This is a genomic window from Kosakonia sp. S57 (assembly GCF_016516575.1).
Lineage (GTDB): Bacteria > Pseudomonadota > Gammaproteobacteria > Enterobacterales > Enterobacteriaceae > Kosakonia > Kosakonia cowanii.
Genome location: NZ_JACVUL010000015.1, coordinates 1 through 26,240, shown reverse-complemented (window position 1 = coordinate 26,240; position 26,240 = coordinate 1). Strand labels below are relative to the sequence as shown.

At 46.4% G+C, this 26,240-nt stretch carries 23 protein-coding genes; 12 read left to right on the top strand and 11 right to left on the bottom strand.

What is annotated here, in order from left to right:
- Positions 1–519 precede the first annotated feature (519 nt).
- The 4 genes from IAE48_RS15220 (at position 520) to bamE (ending at position 3,587) form a co-directional block, all read left to right on the top strand.
- Complete coding sequence (locus IAE48_RS15220; protein WP_200134868.1) at positions 520–957, top strand: hypothetical protein; 438 nt, start codon at positions 520–522, stop codon at positions 955–957.
- Complete coding sequence (locus IAE48_RS15215) at positions 926–2,209, top strand: relaxase/mobilization nuclease domain-containing protein (protein ID WP_200134867.1); 1,284 nt, start codon at positions 926–928, stop codon at positions 2,207–2,209. Before IAE48_RS15220 ends, IAE48_RS15215 begins: the two co-directional genes overlap by 32 nt.
- Positions 2,210–2,514: 305 nt before the next feature.
- On the top strand, positions 2,515–3,180 hold the full coding sequence (locus IAE48_RS15210; RefSeq protein ID WP_200134866.1) for a hypothetical protein: 666 nt from the start codon (positions 2,515–2,517) through the stop codon (positions 3,178–3,180).
- Between the two features lie 101 nt (positions 3,181–3,281).
- Complete coding sequence (gene bamE / locus IAE48_RS15205) at positions 3,282–3,587, top strand: outer membrane protein assembly factor BamE (protein WP_200134923.1); 306 nt, start codon at positions 3,282–3,284, stop codon at positions 3,585–3,587.
- A gap of 73 nt (positions 3,588–3,660) precedes the next feature.
- Here the strand turns inward: bamE and IAE48_RS15200 are convergent, their stop codons facing one another.
- The 10 genes from IAE48_RS15200 to IAE48_RS15155 all read right to left on the bottom strand — a co-directional run bounded on the left by IAE48_RS15200 (position 3,661) and on the right by IAE48_RS15155 (position 13,994).
- Positions 3,661–4,797 (bottom strand): hypothetical protein, encoded by a 1,137-nt coding sequence (locus tag IAE48_RS15200; protein ID WP_200134865.1) that lies wholly within the window; start codon positions 4,795–4,797, stop codon positions 3,661–3,663.
- 353 nt (positions 4,798–5,150) lie between these two features.
- Complete coding sequence (locus IAE48_RS15195; protein WP_200134864.1) at positions 5,151–5,564, bottom strand: hypothetical protein; 414 nt, start codon at positions 5,562–5,564, stop codon at positions 5,151–5,153.
- Between the two features lie 114 nt (positions 5,565–5,678).
- The gene (locus tag IAE48_RS15190; protein ID WP_200134863.1) at positions 5,679–6,074 is read right to left on the bottom strand and encodes a hypothetical protein; all 396 of its coding nucleotides are present in this window, start codon (positions 6,072–6,074) and stop codon (positions 5,679–5,681) included.
- A gap of 40 nt (positions 6,075–6,114) precedes the next feature.
- Positions 6,115–7,992 carry a DNA-binding protein gene (locus IAE48_RS15185; protein ID WP_200134862.1) on the bottom strand — a complete coding sequence of 626 codons (1,878 nt, stop codon included), beginning with the start codon at positions 7,990–7,992 and terminating at the stop codon, positions 6,115–6,117.
- Positions 7,985–9,346 carry a site-specific integrase gene (locus tag IAE48_RS15180; protein ID WP_233631604.1) on the bottom strand — a complete coding sequence of 454 codons (1,362 nt, stop codon included), beginning with the start codon at positions 9,344–9,346 and terminating at the stop codon, positions 7,985–7,987. Before IAE48_RS15180 ends, IAE48_RS15185 begins: the two co-directional genes overlap by 8 nt.
- Positions 9,339–10,550: a site-specific integrase gene (locus IAE48_RS15175; protein WP_200134861.1), complete on the bottom strand. Its 1,212-nt coding sequence runs from the start codon at positions 10,548–10,550 to the stop codon at positions 9,339–9,341. The genes IAE48_RS15180 and IAE48_RS15175 overlap by 8 nt, the downstream gene beginning before the upstream one ends.
- Before the next feature lie 283 nt (positions 10,551–10,833).
- Positions 10,834–11,148, bottom strand: a complete 315-nt coding sequence (locus IAE48_RS15170; protein ID WP_200134860.1) for a hypothetical protein — start codon at positions 11,146–11,148, stop codon at positions 10,834–10,836.
- 20 nt (positions 11,149–11,168) lie between these two features.
- Positions 11,169–11,375, bottom strand: coding sequence for an AlpA family transcriptional regulator (locus IAE48_RS15165; RefSeq protein WP_200134859.1), 207 nt, complete (start codon positions 11,373–11,375; stop codon positions 11,169–11,171).
- 586 nt (positions 11,376–11,961) lie between these two features.
- Positions 11,962–12,744: a DUF4760 domain-containing protein gene (locus tag IAE48_RS15160; protein ID WP_200134858.1), complete on the bottom strand. Its 783-nt coding sequence runs from the start codon at positions 12,742–12,744 to the stop codon at positions 11,962–11,964.
- 404 nt (positions 12,745–13,148) lie between these two features.
- A complete protein-coding gene (locus IAE48_RS15155; RefSeq protein ID WP_200134857.1) occupies positions 13,149–13,994 on the bottom strand; it encodes a DUF6387 family protein in 846 nt (281 codons plus the stop codon).
- 419 nt (positions 13,995–14,413) lie between these two features.
- Between IAE48_RS15155 and IAE48_RS15150 the strand changes: the two genes are divergently transcribed.
- Positions 14,414–15,031 carry a trimeric intracellular cation channel family protein gene (locus IAE48_RS15150; protein WP_042715004.1) on the top strand — a complete coding sequence of 206 codons (618 nt, stop codon included), beginning with the start codon at positions 14,414–14,416 and terminating at the stop codon, positions 15,029–15,031.
- On the opposite strand, the gene ligB is transcribed toward IAE48_RS15150, so the two are convergent.
- The gene (ligB, locus tag IAE48_RS15145; protein ID WP_200134921.1) at positions 15,025–16,704 is read right to left on the bottom strand and encodes an NAD-dependent DNA ligase LigB; all 1,680 of its coding nucleotides are present in this window, start codon (positions 16,702–16,704) and stop codon (positions 15,025–15,027) included. The two genes, IAE48_RS15150 and ligB, sit on opposite strands and share 7 nt — an antisense overlap.
- Before the next feature lie 255 nt (positions 16,705–16,959).
- Between ligB and gmk the strand changes: the two genes are divergently transcribed.
- From gmk to IAE48_RS15110, 7 genes are all read left to right on the top strand, one after another.
- Positions 16,960–17,583 carry a guanylate kinase gene (gene gmk / locus IAE48_RS15140; protein WP_042715009.1) on the top strand — a complete coding sequence of 208 codons (624 nt, stop codon included), beginning with the start codon at positions 16,960–16,962 and terminating at the stop codon, positions 17,581–17,583.
- Positions 17,584–17,637: 54 nt separating this feature from the next.
- A complete protein-coding gene (gene rpoZ / locus IAE48_RS15135; RefSeq protein WP_007369481.1) occupies positions 17,638–17,913 on the top strand; it encodes a DNA-directed RNA polymerase subunit omega in 276 nt (91 codons plus the stop codon).
- An 18-nt stretch (positions 17,914–17,931) separates the two neighbouring features.
- Entirely contained in the window at positions 17,932–20,049 is a 2,118-nt protein-coding gene (spoT, locus tag IAE48_RS15130) for a bifunctional GTP diphosphokinase/guanosine-3',5'-bis pyrophosphate 3'-pyrophosphohydrolase (RefSeq protein ID WP_200134856.1), read from the top strand.
- Between the two features lie 4 nt (positions 20,050–20,053).
- Positions 20,054–20,743 carry a tRNA (guanosine(18)-2'-O)-methyltransferase TrmH gene (gene trmH / locus IAE48_RS15125; RefSeq protein WP_200134855.1) on the top strand — a complete coding sequence of 230 codons (690 nt, stop codon included), beginning with the start codon at positions 20,054–20,056 and terminating at the stop codon, positions 20,741–20,743.
- A 3-nt stretch (positions 20,744–20,746) separates the two neighbouring features.
- The gene (recG, locus tag IAE48_RS15120; RefSeq protein ID WP_200134854.1) at positions 20,747–22,828 is read left to right on the top strand and encodes an ATP-dependent DNA helicase RecG; all 2,082 of its coding nucleotides are present in this window, start codon (positions 20,747–20,749) and stop codon (positions 22,826–22,828) included.
- Between the two features lie 125 nt (positions 22,829–22,953).
- Entirely contained in the window at positions 22,954–24,339 is a 1,386-nt protein-coding gene (locus IAE48_RS15115; RefSeq protein WP_200134853.1) for an NCS2 family protein, read from the top strand.
- A 123-nt stretch (positions 24,340–24,462) separates the two neighbouring features.
- On the top strand, positions 24,463–26,184 hold the full coding sequence (locus IAE48_RS15110; RefSeq protein WP_200134920.1) for an AsmA family protein: 1,722 nt from the start codon (positions 24,463–24,465) through the stop codon (positions 26,182–26,184).
- Positions 26,185–26,240 lie beyond the last annotated feature (56 nt).

The following is a 26,240-nucleotide window of genomic DNA, read 5'->3' as shown; positions in this document are numbered from 1 at the left end:
CTGAAATCACACCATTATTAAAAACAACCTCTTAAAATAACATAAATTGCAGGCAAATACAACAAAAAAATAAATAAACAATCACGGGAAATCAAGCATTTTAATAAATAACCTGCAAAAACTCAACATTACTGATATTATTATTTCAAATTTTTAACTACCATTAAGTTTAGCAATAAACAATTTTATTGACCTTGAACTTAATCTTAGCTTAGGAAGCCTAATTAAAGCTGACTCATGCAACAAAGAATCATAAAACTTATTTAAGCCATTAAATATAAAAGAAAAAATTAATGCCATCATGAGTTTTGATGGGTTTAAATTTTTTTTAATTTAAGCAAGGGCTAACTCATCGAAGCGCTACGCTGCTTCTTCGAGTTCCCCTTGTTTTTTTCGCCCTTCGGTTGAAAAAAATTAAAAGCAAAATCAACACACTGCATTGACATTACTTACTTCTGCAATATAAATAAATTAAGCATAAGGAATATGCTTTTATTAAATTATATGAAAGGAGTTCATATGGTCGTAAATAATACTTTTAATAAGATCGTTGTGAGTAAACATTCCCGTAATGGAAGCGTTAACGAAGCGAAGCTCTCACACAACCAGCTTCGTTCTCATTGCGTCAGTGTCAGATTAAATAACACTGAACTGCAACTTCTCAACACAAAACGAGGCTCTATGAGAAAAGGAGAGTGGCTTCGTATGGCTTCCCTTCGAAAATTGCCTCCAGTTATACCAGCTATTAATACCAAAGCTTGGATAGCTTTAACTGACATATCGCAAAAGCTAAATCGAATTGCGATCCATATCGATGATAAGAGCAAAGACAGCAAGCTTACTCATACAGAGCTTTTCGCAGTGAAACGACAACTTGAAGAGCTTCGCCAGCACCTGCTAAATGCTGACATATGGAGCAAACCCGATGAAGGGTATGCAGAAGATCAAAAGGGGTAAGAGCTTCGCTGGTGTGGTCCGGTATGCATTAAAGCCAGGTTCACATCATAAAAGTGATCCAGTCGTAATCGGGGGCAATATGCTGGGTGGCTCCGCTCTTGAACTAATTGCTGAATTTGATGGCACCAAACAGCTTCGCCCTGATGTAGCTAAAGCAGTGTGGCACAATTCGCTTCGTTTGCCGAAGAACGAAGCGTTAACAAATTCAGAATGGGCAATCATCGCTGATGACTACATGAAGCGTATGGGCTTCTCTGAGACGCATCTACGAGCTTATATCCTTCATGACGATAAGGCCGGTCAGCACATCCATATCATCGCCAGTCGCATCGAACTCAGTTCGGGAAAGCTCTACCTTGGAAAAAATGAAAATCTCATCAGCACCCGCATCATCCAGCAGCTAGAACTCGACTATTCACTGACCAGAACCAAGGGTCTGGAATTCTTAGCATCACCATCCACAGCTTCGCCCTATCCTAAACCCAAACGCAAAAAATCACGTAGTGAAGCGATGGTGGAGAAAAGGACTGGTGAGCTATGCCCTAAAACCATCATCCAAAACGCTCTGGAAGTACTCCTTGCCGATAAACCGTCAACCACTGAGTTTGTGCATCAGCTTGCCGCACAAAACATCAGAGCAATCCCGAACATCGCTTCTACCGGACGCATGAACGGCTTCTCATTCGAATACAACGGGATTGCTTTCAAAGCATCTCAATTGGGAAAAGGGTATTCCTGGTCTGCCTTGCAAAGCAGAATCGACTACCAACAAGAACGTGATAGTGCTTACCTGTTTAAACTGAAATCATCTGTCAGAGAAACATCTGTTAGTGCAACTCATGATATGGCCATAACTACAGATGCTCCTGAAATCATGACAGAATACGTTAACCGCCCCATAGAAGCACTTATCCTCAATAACCGAGCTGCTGGTCAGGACGAATTCACTAACGCTTCCGTCAAACAGCTTCACTTAGAAGCAGGTGCTGGTGCTCAAGAAGCGTTTGCAACCGAAGCAGTAAAAGAAGCCTCCAAGCGAAGCTATATGGTTTCAACATTCAGATGGTTAGAGACCATCCCCTATATCAATACCATTATTACCATCTTCAAAAACCTCAAAATCCCAACCCTTAAACGCCCAAGAAAACACAAAACTATCACTGGTGTGAAGACGATAGAGATAACACGTCTCTCCCAAAAAAATCCTACCGAATCAGTATCTCTACCCAGAAGAGCGTCGCTTTCGATGTAAGGCTGGCAAGCCTTTTTAGATAAGTACAGGTCAATAAATTGATCGTTTATACCGATCGATATTCTAGTGTTGATAGTTACTATCTATCATTAATCTTTGATCGATCGGTACAAGTGATTTGCCTTTCCTGTAAACCCAGTCAAAATGAGATTTCACACCAAATAATATAACAAACTGATTTAACTAGATTTTTCACACATTCAACTAACGCGCAGGTTTTGAAATGGCAGATACCATCTTATCTGTAGTCCCTGATTTCTTCATACATCGAATATGAATTTCACATCTAACACAAAGGAACTTGTATGAGTATCTCCACCACGAAACGCCGCAATGAAGAAGTCAACGTTGGTCTCTCTGAACGTCGGAAAGCAGAGATTACAGCCCCCAAGTTTGATCTGTTTGGTGAAACTTACACATTTGTTGAGACTTTCTCTGGCACTGTCATTGATTCCAACCCAAGCAAAAACCAGATCTGGGTAAAAACAGATGATGGCGATGAAAAGCAGATTTCAGCCTATGGAATCGCGTTCAGAAACTCACACAGGATTCGTCTATATGAGCTTCGAAAGTATAGTAACGATAACTTGTGTGTCGTATATGCCGATGCGCTCATTGTTAATTTAAACACTGGTGAATATAAATTAAACTTAAACAAAAAAACCGTCATTATTCCAGCCTTTCTGACAATGCTGTTCCATAATGCTTCTACAGCATCGTATTACAGAGCAGTGCCTGTTTCGAAACTATTCTCTATTATTTTCATTTTACTTTGTTCTGCTGCACTTATTTCATTTCTCACACTGCCTTGGGGATTTAAAGACGGCTACATGTGGAGCGACCACAAATACATTTGGTTTACATATCTTTTTTCAAGAATTGGAAGTTTTATTTGTATCAAGTTGATGAAAAGAAGAAGTCAGCGATTTGAAAATGAACTTAGAAACCTTATTGAGTCAGTAAAACGCTAAAATTTAAAAATAAAAAAGGGAAATGTTGTATGAAAAAAATCATCACCTTAGGATTCGTTTTTCTGACCTTGGTAGGTTGTTCTTCAGTGGGCAACCAGTCATTGAAAAATGAGACACAGGAAAGTGTGAAAACCAAAATTGTTAAAGGCAAAACTACAAAACAGGACGTGTTAGTATCGTTTGGTGAACCTGACAGCCGTTCCTTGATCGATGGTGAAGAGCAATGGTCATACACTATGTATAACAGCCAGTCCAAAGTAACCTCTTTCATCCCCGTTGTGGGACTGCTTGCAGGCGGCGCAGACTCACAAACTAAATCTCTGACAGTTTCTTTCAAAGGCGAAAAAGTCAGCACATACATCTTTAATGCTGGAACAAGCAACGTGAAGACTGGCATTTTTAGGTAAATGACTAAGCCAGCACCAGGGGAAAATTTAGCCCGCAGTTGAAACCTACGGGCTTTTTTACAGAAAACATAAATCACTTTTTGAAAAAAGTGATTATCTTTTTCAGCCTCCTCCAAACTTTACTCTTCATTTCTACAGTCTCAGTATTTTCCTTTAAAGAGGATTTTATTGGCTCTGGCTCTGGCTCTGGCAAAGGAGAACTAAAATCTAATGAAGTTTCAATATTATATTCATGATTTTTATGGTCTATATCAGATAATGAAATGGGTTGTTCATTCAATGATGATACAGACAGATCATTTTCGATGTAATAATTACTATCATTATATGAGCGTTCAAATTTACCCAAGAAAGCCACATATACTAATTTAAAATGGTTTGTCTTAAATAGAAACTTATCATTTTCATCTGGCATCCCAAAAAAGAAAACCGTCAGGTATTTTTTAGCATTCCTTTTATCTTTAAGTCCCTTATAATACCTATCAGCTTCCTCCCTTTGCTTTTCATATTCCTTCCAAAACACATCCTTCTGACTTTTATTCCAGCCGGAAACATCAATTTCAAGCGTAAATGGTTTTTGGGTCTTCTTATCCCTTGCGAGGAAAGTAAGACAATGTTTTTCTGAATCTTCATGCAGACGAATATTAGACTGGACTACACCATAATAAATAGCAGGTTTGTAATAACGTATGTTGTTTTTGTAAAAAATAAGTTGAAATGTATCTTTATAAGATCGCGTGCCATATGGAGGGATTGATAGCTGTTCATTATGATTGCTATTATTTATGTAATAGTCAACGACTGGCTTAATACTTGATGAAGATACAGGATGTTCATTACCTTTTTTTTCATCCTTGTGATTTTCATTTTTACTATTTCTGGCATTTTCAACACCACCTCTTGGTTTCACATCAATTTTTAAAAGTGATATAACCGGAGCAGGTGGCGAATTATGTTTTCTTTCGTCATTTGAAGTATGATTGTTTTTATATCTTGGATCATGAATACCACATCCATCCTTATGTTTATCACCATATCTAAAATATGATTGATTAACATGTTTCATAGTAAAACTACAAGGTGTGGCTTTAATTTTACATAGCTCGTATGGGCATTCGAAATAAGTTTCGTTAATGTAAGAATCATCCATTCCACGGAGATCATTTCCATGAATGATTTCATCAGTCGTACTATCCCTCGCAATCGTCATATCTTAGCCCTATGAAAATCAATGCACTCTGAGGAGTCTAGCTTTTTCTTATTGACGATCCAATCAAAAAATTGTACTCAATTGCCAAAATGCGCTATCAAGTAGAAGTTATTAACTTGAGAGGTAGGATTGGTATTTTTCAAATAAATTAGATGGTTGACAGAACGATGCTGAAGCAGCTCGCTAATCTTAACGGGGTCAGGGGGTTGTTATACACACCCCCTCTATTATCGTTTGCTAAAAGTTCTTGGTATGTAAAATTTTTAAGCATTAATTTGATTTATGGAATTATGAATTTATTATTAAAATTCATACGGTATGATTAAGTAAGTTCAATGAAAACCATACAAACACTATAACCCATATCTTTTCCTTTTATCCTTTTTCAATAACTCACTTTTTAGGGTAGAAGCCTCATATTTCCTTTTCTCATTAGTATAGACTTTCTCTGTTCGGCTACGATTACTGACTATAAAGTTAATCAATGAAGAACATACATGCTTCATACGCTCTTTGTTGATCAAATTATCATCCAGTTTATTTATATGACTATAATATGAAAGTAGCAGAAAAGTTAAAACAACCTCCCTGTTTGAAAACGTTAGCTTTTCAATTTTAGACTGGTATTTAATGTAAAAACCAGCACAAAAACGATATGATTGCTCGATAATTTGTTGCTCTGAGAAGCCTGATTCAGAGAGTTTATCAACGAATCGATCAAGTAGAAGAAGATACCTTTCCATTAAATGAATATTTATTTTTTCCATAATATGCATCCTTGCAATTTATTTTGTCATCCTGACATTCAATAAATACCAGCATTAGATTAAAAATCAATAGTACAGTAAAAATATATTTACAGAATGTAATATTAAATTTACTTAATTATCATTTTTTGCACGCAATGGTTCATTTAGCTGATGTGGCTTAAGTCCATATTTATATGAATTGTACTGCCAAAGTGTAAACTGTTCTTTATATCTGGTATTTTGCTTCTTCAGAATTTCATTTTCCGCTTCCAGATTTTTTATCCTCTGTGCAGCAATTATCAGATTAGCAGGTTTTTTTAGAGAATTTTCATCGTGTTTTAATTTTTCCTTTTTCAATAGATATGCATTCACTATATCTTTGTGCATACTCAATGACTGTCGAGTGGGTTTCTTTCCAATATGCGGTTTTACAGATTCACACAATGAATCCCATGTTAACTTACCATTCCATGTCTGGATAGTGCTTTTAATTCTATTTATATCTTTTCTTGTTAAATGTTTTGCCATATCACCACCTATTTACTTTATTAATTTTTATAAGTTATTTTTAATTTTTCGGGATCTTTTTGTCTAAAATGGACAACACTTTTTCGTAGTGAGCAACCCATCTATCGGCACCATAATGATCATCATCCACAGCATCTTTAGCCATTTGCCAGAGTGAACGGATTTTTTTGATGCTTTGTTCTCTTTGCTGTTCACTCATTTTGCTAAGCCCTACCCATCCATAATGGGCGGTTTCAGATAATTTCCTGCAAGGGGGGATGACGTAATCGTGAATACAATAGCCATGAGGTGTTAAGTGAATAGCCCCACTCTCTGAATCATTAAACACTCCAGTCCCGACAGGCAGAATCTCACCAGGCTTGGGCTGGTAGCAATAACGATGATTCCCCAGCTTCAGTGTCCCGACTTTTTCAAGCATCTCTTCCTGCGAAGTATGGTTGTAGTCTCGGTTTTGCATCACACTGACTCTACCCGACCATTTTGCGATATCTAACTCTGATAATTCACCGAGATGAGCAAGTGTGTTTAGCAAATGCCTTGGCTGATGAGAGCGCAGATATAACGCTTTGCCTGAATCATCCAGATAGTCGTAACGCGCAAAGATATTTTTCATTACCTGTCTGTTTTTTCTTGCCTTCTCTATATCCTGCGTAAAGAAGTCATAGGTCGGCCTGTATAATACGTAATCAACTGTCATTTTCAGCTCATGGCACTGATGCAGATTCAAAAGACACAATGCATTGCTGTATTTCACTGATTTCTCTTTATCAAACCAGGGAAAATCCGCAGGTAATAATCCAGTTATCATTTTCCATAGTGTTCTCAGTGTGTAATGCCCGTCTGTTGGATTCAGGGACGAAGTGCCCCCGTCGAGACTCGTGCGCTTCAGTTTTTCAATACATTGCTTCTTATCATTTAGTGGATAACCAAGCGCGTGGCAAACCTGAATAACATCAAGGGGGTTATCTTCACTTACTTCAGGGCAAAGCGAGTGTCTATAAAATTTGTCCGGCGAGGATTCATACCACCCTGCAAGAGTGCGTGCGTTTTCAGACAGTCTGCGCAGTCTGCTAATGGCTTTTCTGGCAACGGGCACGATTACGTCAGGTATCCACTTGATAGTAGCACCATAGCCTTTTACGGAATAAAAACGCAGCCCATATCGCTCTACCCCGCTTTTATCATTTTGGGTAATTTCACAGTCAGCACGCAAGGCCAGTATTTCTGAGGCACGACTTGGTGAACACATCAGTAGCGCAAAAGCTGAGGCTGTAAACAGATCTCTCTCACTGAGTTCTTCATCCGGTCGGGAAAAAATTTCGGCTATAGCGAGTAAAGCTCGCTCATCCGGTAATTTATTTTTTCTGTCTTCATTTTCTTTCTCAGGAAGATAATTATTTTTAGTATGGGGTTTGACCGGATTGACCCACCCAAGGAAGCCACACTTCACAAAATGATATTCAGATAAAAACTTAGCCAGTTTTTCAATCTCATAGCCACATTTATACAGGAAATTTTTTCCATAATGCTGACCTGCAATCTGCAAAGCTTCATCAAGAACAATGACCGAGGTATTATAAACATAAGTATTCTGATGAACCTGTAAAAGTGCTTTTTCCAGGCACTTCAACACCGTTATTGCCGTACCAGGCTTTTTAACTGGGTTCAGTGCCTGCTGATATCGAATATAGCTTTTTGCAAAATCTACAAAGTTTTTATCTAACAGGTACTCATCTTTAAATGCGCCACAGCCAGTGTCCAATTTTCTAAAAATGGCAATACCTTTCCAGACAGGCGAATCCCATTTCAGCTCTGCTCCGAACACGGTTAATTTACCACGGCAAAAGCTGATAAATTCCTGAACATTTCTTTCTGCATCTAAATCGGAGTGAGATTTGAATACAATGACATTATTCATATATCACCTCTTTGTTATCAGCATTATTGTGTAATGGTCTGAAATAAATACAGCTATGACATGGTATTGTTGAAGTATCGACGCAGGATGAACATGTTTTTTTCGTCAATAAACCATGATTTCCATTGGCTCTATCCCCCTCCACTTTCCCAAGAAAAACATCAGCAAGAAAGGCCAGTTTCTTAGAGACTGCCTGACTAATTTTTTCGGCATTATCGGGTAGGTTTTCAATATAAATTCCTGCACTGGCGATTGAAGAGTGATCTAACAGTTCGGCAATAACCTGTACGCTACATCCTTCACGGGCCAGTCTTGTCCCAATGGTATAACGAAGCCTGCGCGCACTCATTTTCATGGGCTGTGCCGTTTTTTCCGAAATCACATTTTCTTTTTTAATGATTTTCTTCAGGATAATATCAACAGTATGTTTTGATGCATGAAGTCTGTCAGAAACTAGTAAGTCTAAGATTTTCTCTCTTCCGACCAGCATCTTACAATGGGTTCTGTCAAGGAAAACGGGAACCTCATCTTTTTCTGCTGGCTTAAGTGCCCTGCCAATTTGAGATTCAATAAGTGCAACAGAGGCGCTGGCTTGTTGGTTGAGGATATCAAACATAGATTTATTAATATTCAATGACCTGAAAGACTGCCTGAACCCAAGACCTTGCTTAACTCTGGGAATATTTATAAGAAACCTCACTTCGCCATTGCGTGTCCTTTCTTTTACTATATCTTTCAATTTTAATGAAATGATTTGCAATGGTCTTCGCCCTGAAAAACTCGCTAACAATGCCGCAGAAAACTCATGCAGTGCTATTTTTTTATTTCTGTAAGCACTGTATATAGCTTGATTCAGAGTCTCATGCTCATTATCAGTCAATGTACCTTTATCCGGGTTGTCCTGTCTTATGATATTCCCTGCTTCTTTAACTTTTAACCTTGTTGCTTTCAGAAGTGTTATTACTTTTTCATCAATGCCATAGTAGCCCAGAGAATGCCATCTGATGAAAAAACATCTCAAACTCACTAAATTCTGCATTTTCCATTTAGGCAGTGAAGCTCTGTAGTTTAAGATAACCGATTCATCAATATATTCAGGGGATACCTTACTAATAAAATCATGCATGGCATTATTTATTTTCGATACATAGCTGGGGCTATATCGGCAGGCATAAAAAGCAAGCGTATTCAGATATCCATCAATTAATTTTGATTCAAGGAGAAGAGATACTGCCTCAACATTAACAAGGCTATTTCTGTTTAATCTCCACTTTCCATCATTGATACAAAATGAATAGTCAGACTGTTTTGCTTTTAAAAATACTCTATCTTCCTGACATTTTAAATCATTCATTAATGTATCCCTCCATCAGTTGGTTCTGCATGGCAAGAGAAGTTTTGTGAGCCTCTTCAACTAAATGCCTTCTGTTATAAATTTGCGCCGTTCCAGAACCCGTTTTCCATCCCATAAGATACGATCTGATTTGTTCTTCCTTTTCCTCCGAAAAAGTCTCATCCATCCCATCTACCAGTGAGGAAAACTCATAATTCCATGTATGTCTTAATTTATGTCCTGTTAGTTCGGCCAGTTCAGGTGAAGTCTCGCTTATCATATTAATAATTTTATGATATGCAGAAAAAGACAATGGTTTTCCCTGTGAATATCCTTTTTTATATGTAATAAAGAGAAAATCGTTACCTTTTGAATTATTCACATGACGCCTATCCTGCATAATATAATTAAATAACTCAGCCATTAATGTATTGCCCACAGAAAACATTCTCTCACAAGTCTTCACAAGTGGTTGATTAACTCTTGGATCAAACTTATCATTGGGTCGTCTTTTTATTACAATCATTCCTGAAGAAAAATCGATATCCCTGATGCGAAGATTTAACAACTCTCCTGCCCTGATCCCAAAAGAAAAAAGCAGTAATATAATCAATCGGTTTCTTGACTGAACTTCATCAGCAAAAGGATTAAGTTCAGAGCCAGGTCTGACTATCTCAAATAAAATATCAAGCTGTTCTCTGCTTAATGTTTTCTCATGGATTTGATTTTTATATCCTTTTTCATTTGATGGTCTTTTATTTTTTAGCTTATCAATAAAACTGTCCATTATTTTTTGATTATCTTTACTCTTAGTTCCGATTGTGTGAACTTCACACAGCCATTCAAGATAATTAATAATAACGGTCAACCTGAAATATTTTGTCGGTTCTTTAACAACACTACGCTCATGCAAAAATGTTGTTCTTTTGTCTTTGAAGTTTTTCGAAGCGAAATCAGACAAATCATCAATTTCATTAAGATCCAGAAATTGTAATGTAGCTATTCTCTCTCTGATATCTATTCCCCTGAGAGAAAAAAATCGATATAGTAATGCCAGATTTCCGCCAATAGCCTCCATCGTGTTGATCGACTTTGATCTGTTCCTGACTTGTGTAGTTAAATAGAGGTTTGGATAATATAAAGGTTCTCCTGATACTTTATCTATCACATGGCAAAACCTTTCTCCACTTTCAAAAACAAAAGAATTAACGCTGTATTTTTTCACATCATCTCCTTTAAAATTTACATTAATATATAGGTGATATATATTTATAAATAACACTATTGTTTTTTACAAAAATAATAGTTGTTAATTTGTTTATTTTTGTTTCAAATCAATAATGTGAGTGCGGAAATTTTCGCACCTTATATAAGGTGTATCTAGTTAATATTATGTATACCTAATACTTCGAAAACTATCTCACTGCCTTGCTAATAAATGAAAACCAAAATAATGTAAGTAAATTTGTAAATTTTTAAGCTAAAATATGGGAACAAACTTTACATTTTTACAAAAGAGTTCTCAGCCCAATGTGGTATTGAATTATTCGCTTTGAGAGATTTTTCATTTCGACGGGACATTTAATTAGCGAGAACCATGTCTCATAAACATAAAACTGATTGAAAATATTAAGCTCAGAGATCGCATCTAGCGGTTCCCTCAGATTCCCAACTAAATACTGGCTTAACCAGTAAACAATCTTTCTGTTAAATTCATTATCAGGTAAATCATAAATCGCTCCGGGTTCTAAGATCTTGTAAAAAAGATCATCGCCTAAATTGCACATATGGTTATCTTCACTCACAAAGTCTTCGATATTCATAAAATCTCTCCCAGGTTTATTTAAGCAACATTATTTCTGCTTGTTTCGATAACAGACTGAATCCACTCGTCAACTTCACTCTCGACAAAAGCAACGGCACGAACTCCGATCTTAACGGGTGCCGGAAACCGACCTTCACTGATCAGACGATAGATCCAGGCCTTGCCGAAACCAGTTCGTTTCAAGACTTCTGGTAAGCGTATGAGGCGGAGTACTTGATTGCTCATTTTGTTTCCCTTGTCGTTGCGGTGAAGCCACTATAGGAATAGTTGGGAAAAGAAAGGAGCGAAGTTCCTGAAGCGGAGGTTCTTTGTCGCTATGCAGGATGGTTTTCTAGGAATTGGTGCTGTCCAGAGATGGGGAGTTTCAGGTTGCCTGAATTTCACCTATTTTGTGGCAGGAGGTATACCAATAGTAATAACTTTCACATGAGTGGAGGGGAGCCTATGTGCAAAAATTAGATGATAATTCTCAATGAGTTAATTTAGGATAATGCTTACAAAAAAAGAAATATTATTCATGTTCATACTAATACTCAACTGTTACACGAAATTGCAAAAGTCATAGATATTCTCATAAATGCGTAATTATTAAATATGCCTTAGCTCAAAGGCGAGCTAAAGCGCATCACTAATCATCCATCATTCCTAAGGATAATATGGGTGAATTAATAAATAGTTTATCTTCATTTCAATTAATTTATTATTGAATATAAACATATTCCATTAATCTTAGTATTAATAGTCCCTGAAATTATAATCCATATACAATAACAAATAGGCTCGCCCTTACTATTGTTTTGAAAATAAGCTACTAGAATGACGGCTTTTGATACTTCTTAAGTTTTCTAGAATAGAATCTCAACTTTAGCTTGTGTCCACCAAATGTATTATTATTCTTGATTTCAGTTTTCGCCTCGTTAATAGCACGCAATGTTTTTTTAGTCCTTTTATTTAGCGAGCCTCTTATAGTATGTTTTAAATCCCATTTTGTTGCAAGCCATTCGACATTTAAAAAGGCTCTTTTGTTTTTATCTTTTCTGCATTCTATGAGCGGCAGTAATGCTTTATAAGTCATTACTAATGTAGTCCCTTGTGCGCTATATATAAACTCTTCGTCGTAGACTTTATGCCTTATAGCGTTAGCACAACGCTCCCATGAATTCAATATATAAAGTATGCTATTGTATATATCTTTAATTTCCTTATCCGGTATCAGGGATAATTCAGTAGAGCCACTTTGCACTTCTTTTTTATATCCTTTTCTTGAATTTCGATAATAAACATCTAAATATGGAGCTAATATAGTCGCTCTAATATCCTCATCAATGACTAAATCATCATTAATCATTGGCATTATTATTTTCTTTACTTTATCCCAATTAGCTATAAAGCTTGGATTCGTCTGGCAGAAAAGTTCAAATTCTAAAGCATTTTTTTCACGTGCTGTTTTTCTAGTTTTGCTTATAGTTATGATTGCCACTAGCGCAGCCAATGAAGCAGTTAAAAAAGTACATACTGATGTAATCAGCGGGGGAAGATAATTAAGTGGTAAAATTTCCTCAGGACCAAATAAATAAATCAATAACTCTTTCATATAATTATCCTTATTTTATACTAAAAAAGCGCCCGAAGGCGCTTTTCATGGTTCTATAATCTTAAAAAAGACCCCAGTCTTCTTCTCTGTATGCAATATTACTCATTTTGCTCTCCTTCATCTACTGGAATTGTACTTTATATAGCTCAATCCCATCACAATGTCAAGATATTTTTAGTATCTGGTATTCCGTTTGAAAACTTAAGAACAAAAAAAATTTTCATATCTAAATTATAGCAAATATTACAACTTTAGATCTCGAATGCTTTCACTTTCTTTCCATCATCAATAGCAATAGACTTGGAAGTTCGACATTACCCGGCCCAAGTTTTTTTACCACCATCCAAATAATATACTTTATAAATTTTTTGTATTCTAAATCCCTTGGGTAACGAAATAAATTCTTAATCCGACAGTTTCATTACATCAGAGACTTTCATTTGCTTCAAATGGCTATTCTTGTTGATGAAGTAATGGAATTGTCGAATAAAGTCAGTTGTGCAGGATTTAAGAGCCAAAGGCCTGTCGGTATCTTTTATTTGGCTGGAATGCCTCATTTCACTTTCTTCGTCATCGTCTGTATATAATAATCTGGATAATCTATCGTCAGAGACACGGATTTTTTTAATGTAGGCCCATACTAAGATATCCAACATAGGTATTACACGATAACTGATGAGTTTCTTGATCGTTCCATACCCAAAGCGAACGAAATCCAGAGGATTTTCCTTTATTTCCAAATATTTACGCCACTGAGGTAAAGCCGCTTTGAGTGATTCCGAAATTTCGTCGTCTGTGCCACTTGAGAGATCAACTTCTAACATGACCGTTCTTTGGAATTGGTCGGGTAAACTTTCGTAGAGAGTTTCTTCCTGTAGCTCACCGTTGATTGAATACCTATCATCGCCATGCCACACAAAAGTGCCACGTTGCATAGAGATGATGCTCAGTTCGGCAAGCCGTTCAAGTGTAGTTAGAAAGAAATGAGGTGGTTGAAAAAATCGGTTGTCCGGTGCCATATAGCCAAGTTGCTTTTCCTCAATCAAGAATGGATTTCCGCTGAAAATTTTTTCGAAGTATCCCATTAGGGCTTTTGCCTCAAAATCCTCCCTGTAGCTTTTGAAGAACAGTGTTCTGGCCCACAGCTCGTGGTATAACTGTAGAAGGGTGAGATCTTCGAACTTACGATATGTGTCGATATCTAACCATTTCTTGATTTCTTTGGTATGTTCAGTTGTCCAGTTTTTCACTCATCCTCTCCGTCTATAACTCAATATTTAAGTAAACTATACGGGGGGTGATTCGGGGAGTAAATATCGATTTAAAGATCTCTAGTTGTTATCAACTCTCTGATTATTAAAGAAAATAACAATGAAATCGATATTCAGATTCAAAATATCGAATAAGCCTCTCGTCTCATTAAAAGGTCCGTAAGGGCCTTTTTTTGTATCCATTCATCCACATATTATTTATCGATAACTGCTTTATTATTCTGGCGCACATTACAGATACGCCCGATTAAATCAATTTAAAATCAATAAGATAAATAATACAACCTATCACATCAGGCATTAACCTAACTAATCCGAAACACCGCTCGTTAGAAAATCTCAATAGCCCTCTTCCTGCTTAATCATTACCCTGCCCGCACTGAATTTATGGGGGCGGCATGCTGTTACACATTCTCTATCTGATCGGCATCACTGCCGAAGCCATGACCGGCGCGCTGGCCGCCGGGCGACGTCGAATGGACACCTTTGGCGTCATTATTATTGCCACTGCGACCGCGCTCGGCGGCGGTTCGGTGCGCGATATCCTGCTTGGCCACTACCCGCTTGGCTGGGTGAAGCACCCGGAGTATGTGATCATTGTTGCTGTCGCAGCGGTACTGACCACAATCTTTGCCCCGGTGATGCCCCATCTGCGCCGCCTGTTTCTGGTGCTGGACGCACTCGGGCTGGTAGTATTTTCCATTATCGGGGCGCAAATCGCGCTCGATATGGGCGAAGGCCCCATCATTGCCGTGATTGCGGCCGTCATCACCGGCGTTTTTGGCGGCGTGCTACGCGATATGTTCTGCAAGCGCATCCCTCTAGTCTTCCAGAAAGAACTCTATGCCGGGATCGCATTTGCTGCCGCCGTGTTCTATATCGCGCTAAGCCATGTCGTCACCAACCATGACATCGTGGTGATTACCACCCTGCTGTTTGGCTTTACCAGCCGCCTGCTGGCGATACGCTGGAAACTGGGCCTGCCGGTGTTTCACTACAAGCATAATGCTCACTGAAAGGCCTTTACGCCCTGCTTCGCCAGCCACGCCGTGAGTTGCTCAACCGCCGGCTCGCGGATAAAAGCGACAACCTGACGCGCTTTCTGTGCGCCGATGGCGGGTAGTTGTTGCCAGGCCAGTTCATCCCGGCTTCGCATCTGCCGCCATGAAACATCGCCCGCGGCATTGATCGCCGATTGTGGCAGCGGCGTACCGAGTGCGTGAAGCCAGCGGTTTAGCGGCCTCTCACGCGTTAAGGAAAAACGGTGCCAGAGTTGCAGTCCGCGCGCGGGCGACATTCCGGGTGTCGTCTGCAACTGCTCTTTGGTCAACACCAGCCAAGAGAAAAGATGTTCAAAATGGTGAGCCTGATGCAGAGTCCGCCAGCCGCTCTCGCTCAATCCGGCTATCTCCAGCGCCTTATCAGAACTAAGCCAGGAGAGGCGGGCAATAAACTGTTGCTGGCAATCCGGCGTGGCATAAAAACAGCTAAGCGGCGTAAAGCGAGCTTGTGGCGGCGTGGGCGGCTGTCGAACCAGGTTGCGCCAGACCACGCGCTCCACGCGAGGGATCCCCTGCCCGGCAAGGGTAACGGCAATATGGTCGCCCGGTGCGATATCTAACGCCTGCCAGCGCTGAATGGACCCAATATTTACGCGCTGCACGCGCTTATCATCCAGTTTTACCGGCTCCAGCAGCGCGACAACGGAGATTTTCCCGGTCCGCCCGATGGCAAACTGAATATCCTCTACCGCTGCCACCTCTTCTACCGGTTCATACTTCCAGGCTACCACCCAGTCGCTTTGACCAGGCAACCACGCTTTGCCCGCAGGCTCTGCACTGGTGCGCACCACCACGCCATCCGTGACGAAGGGCAGCGGCGAGGTGAACCAGTGCTGGCGAAGACGCTCCACCTCCTGCACGCTGTTGACCGGCGCGCTGTAGTAGTGCGCCTCTTCAAAGCCCGCCTTTTTCAGTGCCACCAACCGCTGCGCTAAAGTGGCAGGGCCATCGGGCCAGGCCCAGACAAAAAAAGCGAGGTCATTAAGCAGCTCCGGGTTGCCGTGCCGCATCATCGCGCCGGCGACTTTTGCTCGGGCATTTAGACCCCCGGCCTGTTTTTGGATATGCCCCTTGCGGCGTAAATAGAGTTCACCCTGCAAGACACTATTCGCCAGCGCACCGGTGACAGTTTTCGGGATCGCAGGAATAGCCTGCGCCTTTGCTGTCCACTCCTCGCCCGCAAGGCCATTACCCCGGCTGATAGCCTGTGCCAGCCTGCCGTTGCGATAGACCAGCGTGACCGCAACGCCATCCACTTTCGGCTGCACCCACAGATCCTGCTTTCCCCTCATCCACTGCTGCAACGCCCATTTATCCGCCAGTTTGCGCACCCCGGTATGGGCAACCGGATGATTGAGATTTCCGCCCGGCAAAGCAGGCGCAATGTCTGCGGATGTCATGTTGAAACAGCGCTGCCAGTTCGCCAGGCGCGCGCTCATCCGATCGTAAACATCATCGCTCACCGCGCTTGCGCCTCTGGACCAGTAATCGTCGTTCCATCTGCTGAGCTGCTGTTTCAGGCGCTTTACCTCCTCCTGCGCCCGTGAGGGCGACCAGACCGGACAAGCCGCGAAGCTAAACGCACTCCATAGCAGTAGAAAAATGGTGCCCCCAACTCTTCTCCACATCATCCCTTCTCCCTTGTGATTGCGGAGTGGTTATAGCGCTGCGGTTGAGCGCTTTCGAGCGGGAAAAGAGCAGGATGCGAGCGGGCTTCCGGGAAACTTACATGGCGATGAAAACGTGCATAAAAATCAGGAAAGCAGTACGCAAAATCGAATCATTGATGGGAAAACGGGTGACAAAAGCTACGTCACGTAGCGGCGATGTGTATAATAGGCACGTATGTAAGTTCCTATCGCATTCACATACAAAAGACTCTCATGGCTCAAGGCACGCTCTATATTGTTTCCGCCCCCAGCGGCGCGGGTAAATCAAGCCTCATCCAGGCTTTGCTGAAAACCCAACCGTTATACGACACGCAAGTTTCTGTTTCGCACACCACGCGCGCGCCGCGTCCGGGTGAAGTGCACGGTGAACACTACTTCTTCGTTAATCACGATGAGTTCAAAGCGATGATTAGTGAGGATGCGTTTCTTGAGCATGCCGAAGTGTTTGGCAACTATTACGGCACCTCACGCGCGACGATTGAGCAAGTGCTCTCAACGGGCGTTGATGTGTTTCTTGATATCGACTGGCAGGGCGCGCAGCAAATTCGCACCCGCATGCCGCAGGCGCGCAGCATCTTTATTCTGCCGCCGTCGAAGCTGGAACTGGATCGCCGCCTGCGTGGCCGCGGCCAGGATAGCGAAGAGGTGATCGCGAAACGTATGGCGCAGGCGGTTGCCGAAATGAGCCATTACGCCGAGTATGATTACCTGATTGTGAATGATGATTTCGATACCGCCCTGGGCGATCTGAAAACCATTATCCGCGCTGAACGTCTGCGCATGAGCCGCCAAAAGCAGCGACATGACGCTTTAATCAGCAAACTATTGGCAGACTGAGCCTGGTTTCAGTATCATGCCCAGTCATTTCTTCACCTGTGGAGCATTTTAAGTATGGCACGCGTAACTGTTCAGGACGCTGTAGAGAAAGTTGGTAACCGTTTTGACCTGGTGCTGGTCGCCGCGCGTCGCGCTCGTCAGATGCAGGTTGGCGGTAAAGATCCGTTAGTACCGGAAGAAAACGATAAAACCACCGTTATCGCGCTGCGCGAAATCGAAGAAGGTCTGATTAACAACCAGATCCTTGATGTACGTGAGCGCCAGGAACAGCAAGAGCAGGAAGCCGCAGAACTGCAGGCTGTTACCGCCATTGCTGAAGGTCGTCGTTAATTAACCTGCAGGTCACCCTTGTATCTGTTTGAAAGCCTGAATCAGCTGATTCAAAACTATCTGCCTGAAGACCAGATCAAACGTCTCAGGCAGGCGTATCTCGTTGCACGTGACGCTCACGAGGGTCAGACACGTTCAAGCGGTGAACCTTATATCACGCACCCGGTAGCGGTGGCCTGTATTCTGGCCGAGATGAAACTCGACTACGAAACGCTGATGGCCGCGCTGCTGCATGACGTGATTGAAGATACCCCCGCCACCTACCAGGATATGGAGCAGCTCTTTGGCAAAAGCGTTGCCGAACTGGTGGAGGGTGTCTCCAAGCTGGATAAGCTCAAATTCCAGGATAAAAAAGAGGCGCAGGCGGAAAACTTTCGCAAGATGATCATGGCGATGGTGCAGGATATCCGCGTCATCCTTATCAAGCTTGCTGACCGCACCCACAACATGCGCACGCTGGGCTCCCTTCGCCCGGACAAGCGTCGCCGCATCGCCCGTGAAACCCTCGAAATCTACAGTCCGCTGGCGCACCGTTTAGGTATCCATCACATCAAAACTGAGCTGGAAGAGCTGGGCTTTGAGGCGCTCTACCCGAACCGCTATCGCGTGATCAAAGAAGTGGTAAAAGCCGCGCGCGGCAACCGCAAAGAGATGATTCAAAAAATCCTCTCGGAAATCGAAGGGCGTTTACAGGAAGCGGGGATCCCCTGCCGCGTCAGCGGGCGGGAGAAACATCTTTACTCCATCTACTGCAAGATGGTGCTGAAAGAGCAGCGTTTTCACTCGATCATGGATATTTACGCCTTCCGCGTCATTGTTCACGATCTTGATACCTGCTATCGCGTACTCGGTCAGATGCACAGCCTCTACAAGCCGCGTCCCGGTCGCGTAAAAGACTATATCGCCATCCCCAAGGCGAACGGCTATCAATCCCTCCATACCTCAATGATTGGCCCGCACGGCGTACCGGTCGAGGTGCAGATCCGTACTGAAGATATGGATCAAATGGCGGAGATGGGGGTTGCCGCGCACTGGGCTTATAAAGAGCACGGCGAAAGCAGCACCACCGCACAAATCCGCGCCCAGCGCTGGATGCAGAGCCTGCTGGAGCTGCAACAGAGCGCCGGTAGCTCGTTTGAATTTATCGAAAGCGTTAAATCTGATCTCTTCCCCGATGAGATTTATGTTTTCACCCCCGAAGGCCGCATTGTCGAACTGCCTGCTGGCGCCACGCCGGTGGATTTCGCCTATGCGGTGCACACGGATATCGGTCACGCCTGCGTTGGCGCGCGCGTCGATCGTCAGCCCTACCCGCTGTCGCAGTCGCTCTCCAGTGGCCAGACGGTGGAGATTATCACCGCGCCGGGCGCCCGCCCGAATGCCGCCTGGCTGAACTTTGTCGTCAGCTCGAAAGCGCGCGCGAAGATCCGCCAGATGCTGAAGAACCTCAAGCGCGACGACTCCGTAAGCCTGGGCCGTCGCCTGCTGAATCACGCGCTGGGCGGAAGCCGCAAGCTGGCGGAAATTCCGCAGGAGCATATTCAGCACGAGCTGGAGCGTATGCGGCTGGCATCACTTGACGATCTGCTGGCAGAGATAGGCCTTGGCAACGCGATGAGCGTTGTGGTGGCGAAAAATCTGCAGCAGGGGGAAGCCACGCCGGGCACCGCCGCACCGACTGGCGCAAACACCGCGCACCTGCCGATTAAAGGCGCAGACGGCGTGCTGATCACCTTTGCCAAATGCTGCCGTCCGATCCCTGGCGACCCGATTGTCGCCCACGTCAGCCCCGGTAAAGGGCTGGTTATCCACCATGAGTCCTGCCGTAATATTCGTGGCTACCAGAAAGAGCCAGAGAAGTTTATGGCCGTGGAGTGGGATAAAGAGACGGCGCAGGAGTTTATCACCGAGATCAAGGTGGATATGTTTAACCACCAGGGCGCGCTGGCGAACCTGACGGCGGCCATTAACACCGCCACTTCCAATATTCAGAGCCTGAATACGGAAGAGAAAGATGGCCGCGTTTATAGCGCGTTCATCCGCCTGACGGCGCGCGATCGCGTTCATCTGGCGAATATCATGCGTAAAATCCGCGTGATGCCGGATGTGATTAAAGTCACCCGTAACCGAAACTGATTGTATGAATGCTCAGCGTTATGCGCGAATCCGCGAGATGCTCGCCAGGCGTCAGCCGGATCTGACGGTCTGCATGGAGCAGGTCCACAAACCTCATAACGTCTCTGCCATTATCCGTACTGCGGACGCCGTCGGCGTGCATGAAGTGCACGCTGTCTGGCCGGGGAACCGCATGCGCACCATGGCCTCTTCCGCCGCGGGCAGCAACAGCTGGGTGGATGTTAAAACTCACCGCACCATTGAAGATGCCGTCGGCGTGCTCAAGCAGCACGGCATGCAGATCCTTGCCACCCATCTGTCGGACAAAGCCGTCGACTTCCGTGAAATCGACTATACCCGCCCGACCTGTATTTTGATGGGGCAGGAGAAAACCGGGATCACCCGGCAAGCGCTGGATCTTGCGGATCGGGATATCATCATCCCGATGATCGGTATGGTGCAGTCACTCAATGTCTCCGTAGCCTCGGCGCTCATTCTCTACGAAGCGCAGCGCCAGCGGCAAAACGCCGGTATGTATAAGCGTGAAAACAGCATGCTGCCGGACGCCGAGCAGCAGCGCCTGCTGTTCGAAGGCGGCTACCCTGTGCTCGCCCGCGTCGCGAAACAAAAAGGCCTGCCTTACCCTCATGTCAATAATGAGGGGCAGATTGAAGCCGACCCGACGTGGTGGGCTACCATGCAGGCTTCGAGGTAACCGATGAAAGGGAAGCTGCTCGATGCGGTGCCACTGAGTTCATTGACCGGCGTTGGCGCGGCGCAGAGCAGCAAGCTGGCGAAAATTGGCCTGCACACCGTTCAGGATCTGCTGTTACACCTTCCCCTGCGTTACGAAGATCGAACCCAACTCTACCCCATTGCCGACCTGCTGCCGGGCATTTATGCCACGGTGGAGGGCGAAGTGCTGAACTGTAACGTCACGTTCGGCGGTCGCCGGATGATGACCTGCCAGATAAGCGACGGCTCCGGCATGCTGACCATGCGCTTTTTCAACTTCAACGCGGCGATGAAAAACAGCCTTGCGGTTGGCCGCCGCGTGCTGGCTTATGGCGAAGCGAAACGCGGAAAGTATGGCGCGGAGATGATCCACCCGGAGTATAAGGTGCAGGGCGATCTCAGCACTCCGGAGCTTCAGGAGACGCTGACGCCGGTCTACCCAACGACCGAAGGCGTTAAGCAGGCCACGCTGCGTAAATTAACCGATCAGGCGCTGGAGCTGCTGGCAACCTGCGCCATCAGTGAACTGCTACCGCCGGAGCTGGCGCAGGGTTTGATGAGCCTGCCGGAGGCGCTGCATACGCTGCATCGCCCGCCGCCATCGCTGCAATTGAGCGAACTGGAGAGCGGGCAGCATCCCGCTCAACGCCGACTGATTCTCGAAGAGCTACTGGCCCATAACCTGAGCATGCTGGCGCTACGCGCCGGTGCGCAGCGTTACCATGCGCAGTCGCTCGCCGCTAACGATACGTTAAAAGATCAACTGCTCGCCTCCCTGCCCTTTAAACCAACCGGCGCACAGGCGCGGGTGGTGGCGGAAATTGAACGCGATATGGCGCTGGATATGCCGATGATGCGCCTGGTCCAGGGCGACGTCGGCTCCGGTAAAACGCTGGTGGCCGCGCTCGCGGCGCTACGCGCAATCGCCAATGGCAAGCAGGTGGCGATGATGGCACCGACCGAACTGCTGGCGGAGCAGCATGCCAATAACTTCCGCGCGTGGTTTGCGCCGCTCGGTATCGAAGTTGGCTGGCTGGCGGGTAAGCAGAAAGGCAAAGCCCGCCAGGCGCAGCAAGAGGCGATTGCCAGCGGTCAGGTGCAGATGATCGTCGGCACCCACGCTATTTTCCAGGAGCAGGTGCAGTTTAACGGCCTGGCGCTGGTGATCATTGATGAGCAGCACCGCTTTGGCGTCCACCAGCGGCTGGCGCTGTGGGAAAAGGGGCAGCAGCAGGGCTTTCATCCCCATCAGTTGATTATGACCGCCACGCCAATCCCGCGAACGCTGGCGATGACGGCCTATGCCGATCTCGATACCTCGGTGATTGATGAACTACCGCCGGGCCGTACGCCGGTGACAACGGTCGCCATTCCCGATACGCGTCGCAGCGAGATTATCGATCGCGTCCGCAGCGCCTGCACCGGTGAAGGTCGCCAGGCCTACTGGGTCTGTACGCTGATTGAAGAGTCGGATCTGCTGGAAGCCCAGGCGGCGGAAGCGACCTGGGAAGAGTTAAAGCTGGCCCTGCCGGAGCTGAACGTTGGGCTGGTGCATGGCCGCATGAAGCCGACCGAGAAACAGGCAGTGATGCAGGCCTTTAAACAGGGCGAGCTGCATCTGCTGGTCGCCACCACGGTGATTGAAGTTGGCGTGGATGTGCCGAACTCCAGCCTGATGATTATTGAAAACCCCGAACGTCTCGGTCTTGCGCAACTCCACCAGCTGCGCGGGCGCGTCGGACGTGGCGCGGTGGCCTCACACTGTGTGCTGCTCTACAAATCCCCGCTGTCGAAAACCGCGCAAAAGCGCCTGCAGGTGCTGCGCGACAGCAACGACGGGTTTGTGATTGCGCAAAAAGATCTCGAGATCCGCGGCCCGGGCGAGCTGCTGGGCACCCGCCAGACCGGCAATGCCGAATTCAAAGTCGCCGATCTGCTGCGCGACCAGGCAATGATCCCCGAAGTTCAGCGCGTTGCGCGCCATATTCACGAACGTTACCCGCAGCTGGCAGAAGCGCTGATTGACCGCTGGATGCCGGAAACAGAACGCTACTCCAACGCCTGATTTTTAGAACCTGATGGTGTGAGATCAACCTCCGTTAGAAAAGTATGCTTCCAGCCGAAGCAACCGTTTGCTTTTACCATTCAGTCCGATAAAATCAGCGCTTTTCCATCAGGGGATAGCTTGAGATGTCCGTAAACACCATCGAGTCGGAAAATGCGCAACCGGTTGCGAAGACTCAACCCAGCGAATTGATCTACCGCCTTGAAGATCGTCCCCCGCTGCCGCAAACGCTGTTTGCTGCGCTGCAACACCTGCTGGCAATGTTCGTTGGCGTGATCACGCCCGCGCTGCTGATCTGCCAGGCGCTGGGTTTACCGGCTCAGGACACTCAACATATTCTCAGCATGTCGCTCTTCGCTTCCGGCGTCGCGTCGTTGATTCAAATTAAAGCCTGGGGCCCGGTCGGCTCCGGGCTGCTCTCAATTCAGGGCACCAGCTTTAACTTCGTGGCACCGCTGATTATGGGCGGCACGGCGCTGAAAACCGGCGGTGCCGATGTGCCGACGATGATGGCGGCGCTGTTTGGCACCTTGATGCTGGCAAGCTGCACCGAGATGGTTATCTCGCGTATTCTGCCGCTGGCGCGCCGCATTATCACCCCGCTGGTTTCCGGTGTGGTGGTGATGATTATCGGCCTGTCGCTGATTCAGGTTGGGCTGACCTCCGTCGGTGGCGGCTTCGCGGCAATGGGCAATCACACCTTCGGCGCGCCGAAAAACCTGCTGCTGGCAGGCGTGGTGCTCGGGCTGATTATCCTGCTTAACCGCCAGCGCAACCCCTATCTGCGCATTGCCTCACTGGTGATAGCGATGGCGGTCGGTTATGTGCTGGCGATGTTTATGGGCATGCTGCCGGAGTACAACGCGCCGGAGAGTACCTTTATGGTACCGACGCCGCTCTATTACGGCCTGAGCATTGACTGGAGCTTGCTGCTGCCGCTGATGCTGGTCTTTATGATCACCTCCCTGGAGACCATCGGCGATATCACTGCCACTTCCGACGTCTCTGAACAGCCTGTTACCGGCCCGCTCTACATGAAGCGGCTGAAGGGTGGCGTGCTGGCGAATGGTCTTAACTCCTTTGTCTCTGCGGTGTTCAATACCTTTCCCAACTCCTGCTTTGGCCAGAATAACGGCGTGATCCAGCTGACCGGCGTCGCCAGCCGTTATATCGGCTTCTTTATCGCGGTGATGCTGATGGTGCTCGGCCTCTTCCCGGCGGTAAGCGCGTTTGTGCAGCAGTTACCGGAGCCGGTACTCGGCGGCGCCACGCTGGTGATGTTCGGTACTATCGCCGCCTCCGGCGTGCGCATCGTCTCCCGCGAACCGCTCAACCGCCGCGCGATCCTGATTATCGCGCTGTCGCTGGCGGTGGGTTTAGGCGTATCGCAGCAGCCGCAGATCCTGCAATTTGCGCCGGACTGGCTGAAAAACCTGCTCTCCTCCGGCATCGCAGCAGGCGGGATCACCGCTATCGTCCTGAACCTCATCTTCCCACCGGAAAAAGAGTAAATTGCCTTGCGCGGCAACAGAGCATCCTCTGCTGCCGCCGCAATTTCCTTTCATCATTCCTCCCTTGAGCATCGCGCACAATTCGTGCATAACTCCCTTACGGTCACGTGAGGGAGGAAGATGATGAAATTTCTTGGGAAGCTGCTGTTAGCGGTCGTTATTATCCTGTTTGTGCTGCTGCTGGCGGCCTACTTCCTGCTGCAAACCCGCTGGGGCGCAACGCAAGCGAGCCAGTGGATCAGCGACAACAGCGATTATCACCTCACCTTTGACGCCATTGACCACCGCTTCTCTTCCCCTTCTCATCTGGTATTGAAAGGCGTCAGCTTCGGCCGCAAAGGCCAGCCAGCAACGCTGGTGGCGAAAATGGTCGATATTGGCCTCAGCAGCCGACAACTCACTGATCCGCTGCATGCCGATACCATTCTGTTACAGGACGGTACGCTTAACCTCTCCCCAACCGCCGCGCCGCTGCCTTTCCAGGCCGATCGCCTGCAACTGCGCAACATGGCCTTTAACAGCCCGGCAACCGGCTGGGAGTTAAGCGCGCAGCGCGTTACCGGCGGTATCTCACCCTGGCAGCCAGCGGCAGGTAATGTGATCGGCAGTAAAGCCCAGTTGCAGATGAGCGCCGGTTCGCTGACGTTAAATGGCGTTCCCGCCAGTAACGTGCTGATTCAGGGCAGTATCGATAAAGATGTGGTGACCTTAACCACTATCGGTGCTGATATGGCGCGCGGCTCGCTCACGGGTGATGCAAAGCGCAGCGCCGATGGCAGTTGGGTAGTGAATAATCTGCGTCTTAACGATATTCGTCTGCAAAGCGATAAGTCGCTGCAGGATTTCTTTGCCCCGCTCACCACCCTGCCTTCGCTGAAAATCGGCCGTGTGGAAGTGACCGACGCCACCTTGCAGGGGCCTGAGTGGGCAGTGACCGACCTCGATCTTAGCCTGCGCAACCTGACCTTCAGGAAGGGCGACTGGGAGAGCGAAGAGGGCAAACTGTCGATGAATGCCAGCGAGTTTATCTACGGTTCGCTGCACTTTTTCGACCCGATTCTGAATGCCAGCTTCTCCCCGCAGGGCATCGCGTTGCAGCAGTTCACCTCCCGCTGGGAAAACGGCATGGTGCGCACCTCCGGTAACTGGTACCGCACAGGTAAGGCGCTAGTGCTGGATGATGCGGCGTTTGCCGGGCTGGAATACACGCTGCCGGCGAACTGGAAACAGCTGTGGATGGACGATCTGCCCCCATGGCTGAACAGCCTGGTGCTGAAAAAATTCAGCGCCAGCCGCAACCTGGTGATTGATATCGATCCGACATTCCCGTGGCAGCTCACCGCGCTGGATGGCTATGGCAACAATTTGCAGTTAGTACGCGAACGGAAATGGGGTGTCTGGAGTGGGAATGCAAAGCTGAACGCTGCCGCAGGCACCTTTAACCGCGTCGATGTCCGCCGCCCGTCGCTGGCGCTGAATGCCAATAGCAACACGGTCAATATCACCGAACTTAGCGCCTTCACCGGCCAGGGGCTGCTGGAAGCAAGAGCAGTTGTTGCGCAAACGCCGGACCGCAGCGTCAATGTCAGCCTCAACGGGCGCGGCGTGCCGGTCAATGTATTGCAGGCGTGGGGCTGGCCCGCATTGCCGATTGATGGCGAAGGCAATTTGCAGTTAACCGCCAGCGGCCAGGTGCGCGCAGAAGCACCGTTAAAACCCTCCGTCAACGGCGAGTTACAGGCGGTCAACGCGCAAAAACAGCAGATCAAGCAGAGCATGCACGGCGGCACGGTGAGCAGCGCGGGTGCCGTTGCGCCAGCCGCCGCGCCGCAGGCGACGCCGTAAACCCGTGCCGGATGGCGCTGCGCTTATCCGGCCTACTTTTGACCTTCCCTTTGTAG

Bases quoted from the DNA above. Each gene is read 5' to 3' on its own strand.
- IAE48_RS15220 (WP_200134868.1), top strand. From the start codon at position 520: ATGGTCGTAAATAATACTTTTAATAAGATCGTTGTGAGTAAACATTCC.
- IAE48_RS15215 (WP_200134867.1), top strand. From the start codon at position 926: ATGAAGGGTATGCAGAAGATCAAAAGGGGTAAGAGCTTCGCTGGTGTG.
- IAE48_RS15210 (WP_200134866.1), top strand. From the start codon at position 2,515: ATGAGTATCTCCACCACGAAACGCCGCAATGAAGAAGTCAACGTTGGT.
- IAE48_RS15200 (WP_200134865.1), bottom strand. From the start codon at position 4,797: ATGACGATTGCGAGGGATAGTACGACTGATGAAATCATTCATGGAAAT.
- IAE48_RS15195 (WP_200134864.1), bottom strand. From the start codon at position 5,564: ATGGAAAAAATAAATATTCATTTAATGGAAAGGTATCTTCTTCTACTT.
- IAE48_RS15190 (WP_200134863.1), bottom strand. From the start codon at position 6,074: ATGGCAAAACATTTAACAAGAAAAGATATAAATAGAATTAAAAGCACT.
- IAE48_RS15185 (WP_200134862.1), bottom strand. From the start codon at position 7,992: ATGAATAATGTCATTGTATTCAAATCTCACTCCGATTTAGATGCAGAA.
- IAE48_RS15180 (WP_233631604.1), bottom strand. From the start codon at position 9,346: ATGAATGATTTAAAATGTCAGGAAGATAGAGTATTTTTAAAAGCAAAA.
- IAE48_RS15170 (WP_200134860.1), bottom strand. From the start codon at position 11,148: ATGAATATCGAAGACTTTGTGAGTGAAGATAACCATATGTGCAATTTA.
- IAE48_RS15165 (WP_200134859.1), bottom strand. From the start codon at position 11,375: ATGAGCAATCAAGTACTCCGCCTCATACGCTTACCAGAAGTCTTGAAA.
- IAE48_RS15160 (WP_200134858.1), bottom strand. From the start codon at position 12,744: ATGAAAGAGTTATTGATTTATTTATTTGGTCCTGAGGAAATTTTACCA.
- IAE48_RS15150 (WP_042715004.1), top strand. From the start codon at position 14,414: ATGCTGTTACACATTCTCTATCTGATCGGCATCACTGCCGAAGCCATG.
- ligB (WP_200134921.1), bottom strand. From the start codon at position 16,704: ATGTGGAGAAGAGTTGGGGGCACCATTTTTCTACTGCTATGGAGTGCG.
- gmk (WP_042715009.1), top strand. From the start codon at position 16,960: ATGGCTCAAGGCACGCTCTATATTGTTTCCGCCCCCAGCGGCGCGGGT.
- rpoZ (WP_007369481.1), top strand. From the start codon at position 17,638: ATGGCACGCGTAACTGTTCAGGACGCTGTAGAGAAAGTTGGTAACCGT.
- trmH (WP_200134855.1), top strand. From the start codon at position 20,054: ATGAATGCTCAGCGTTATGCGCGAATCCGCGAGATGCTCGCCAGGCGT.
- recG (WP_200134854.1), top strand. From the start codon at position 20,747: ATGAAAGGGAAGCTGCTCGATGCGGTGCCACTGAGTTCATTGACCGGC.
- IAE48_RS15115 (WP_200134853.1), top strand. From the start codon at position 22,954: ATGTCCGTAAACACCATCGAGTCGGAAAATGCGCAACCGGTTGCGAAG.
- IAE48_RS15110 (WP_200134920.1), top strand. From the start codon at position 24,463: ATGAAATTTCTTGGGAAGCTGCTGTTAGCGGTCGTTATTATCCTGTTT.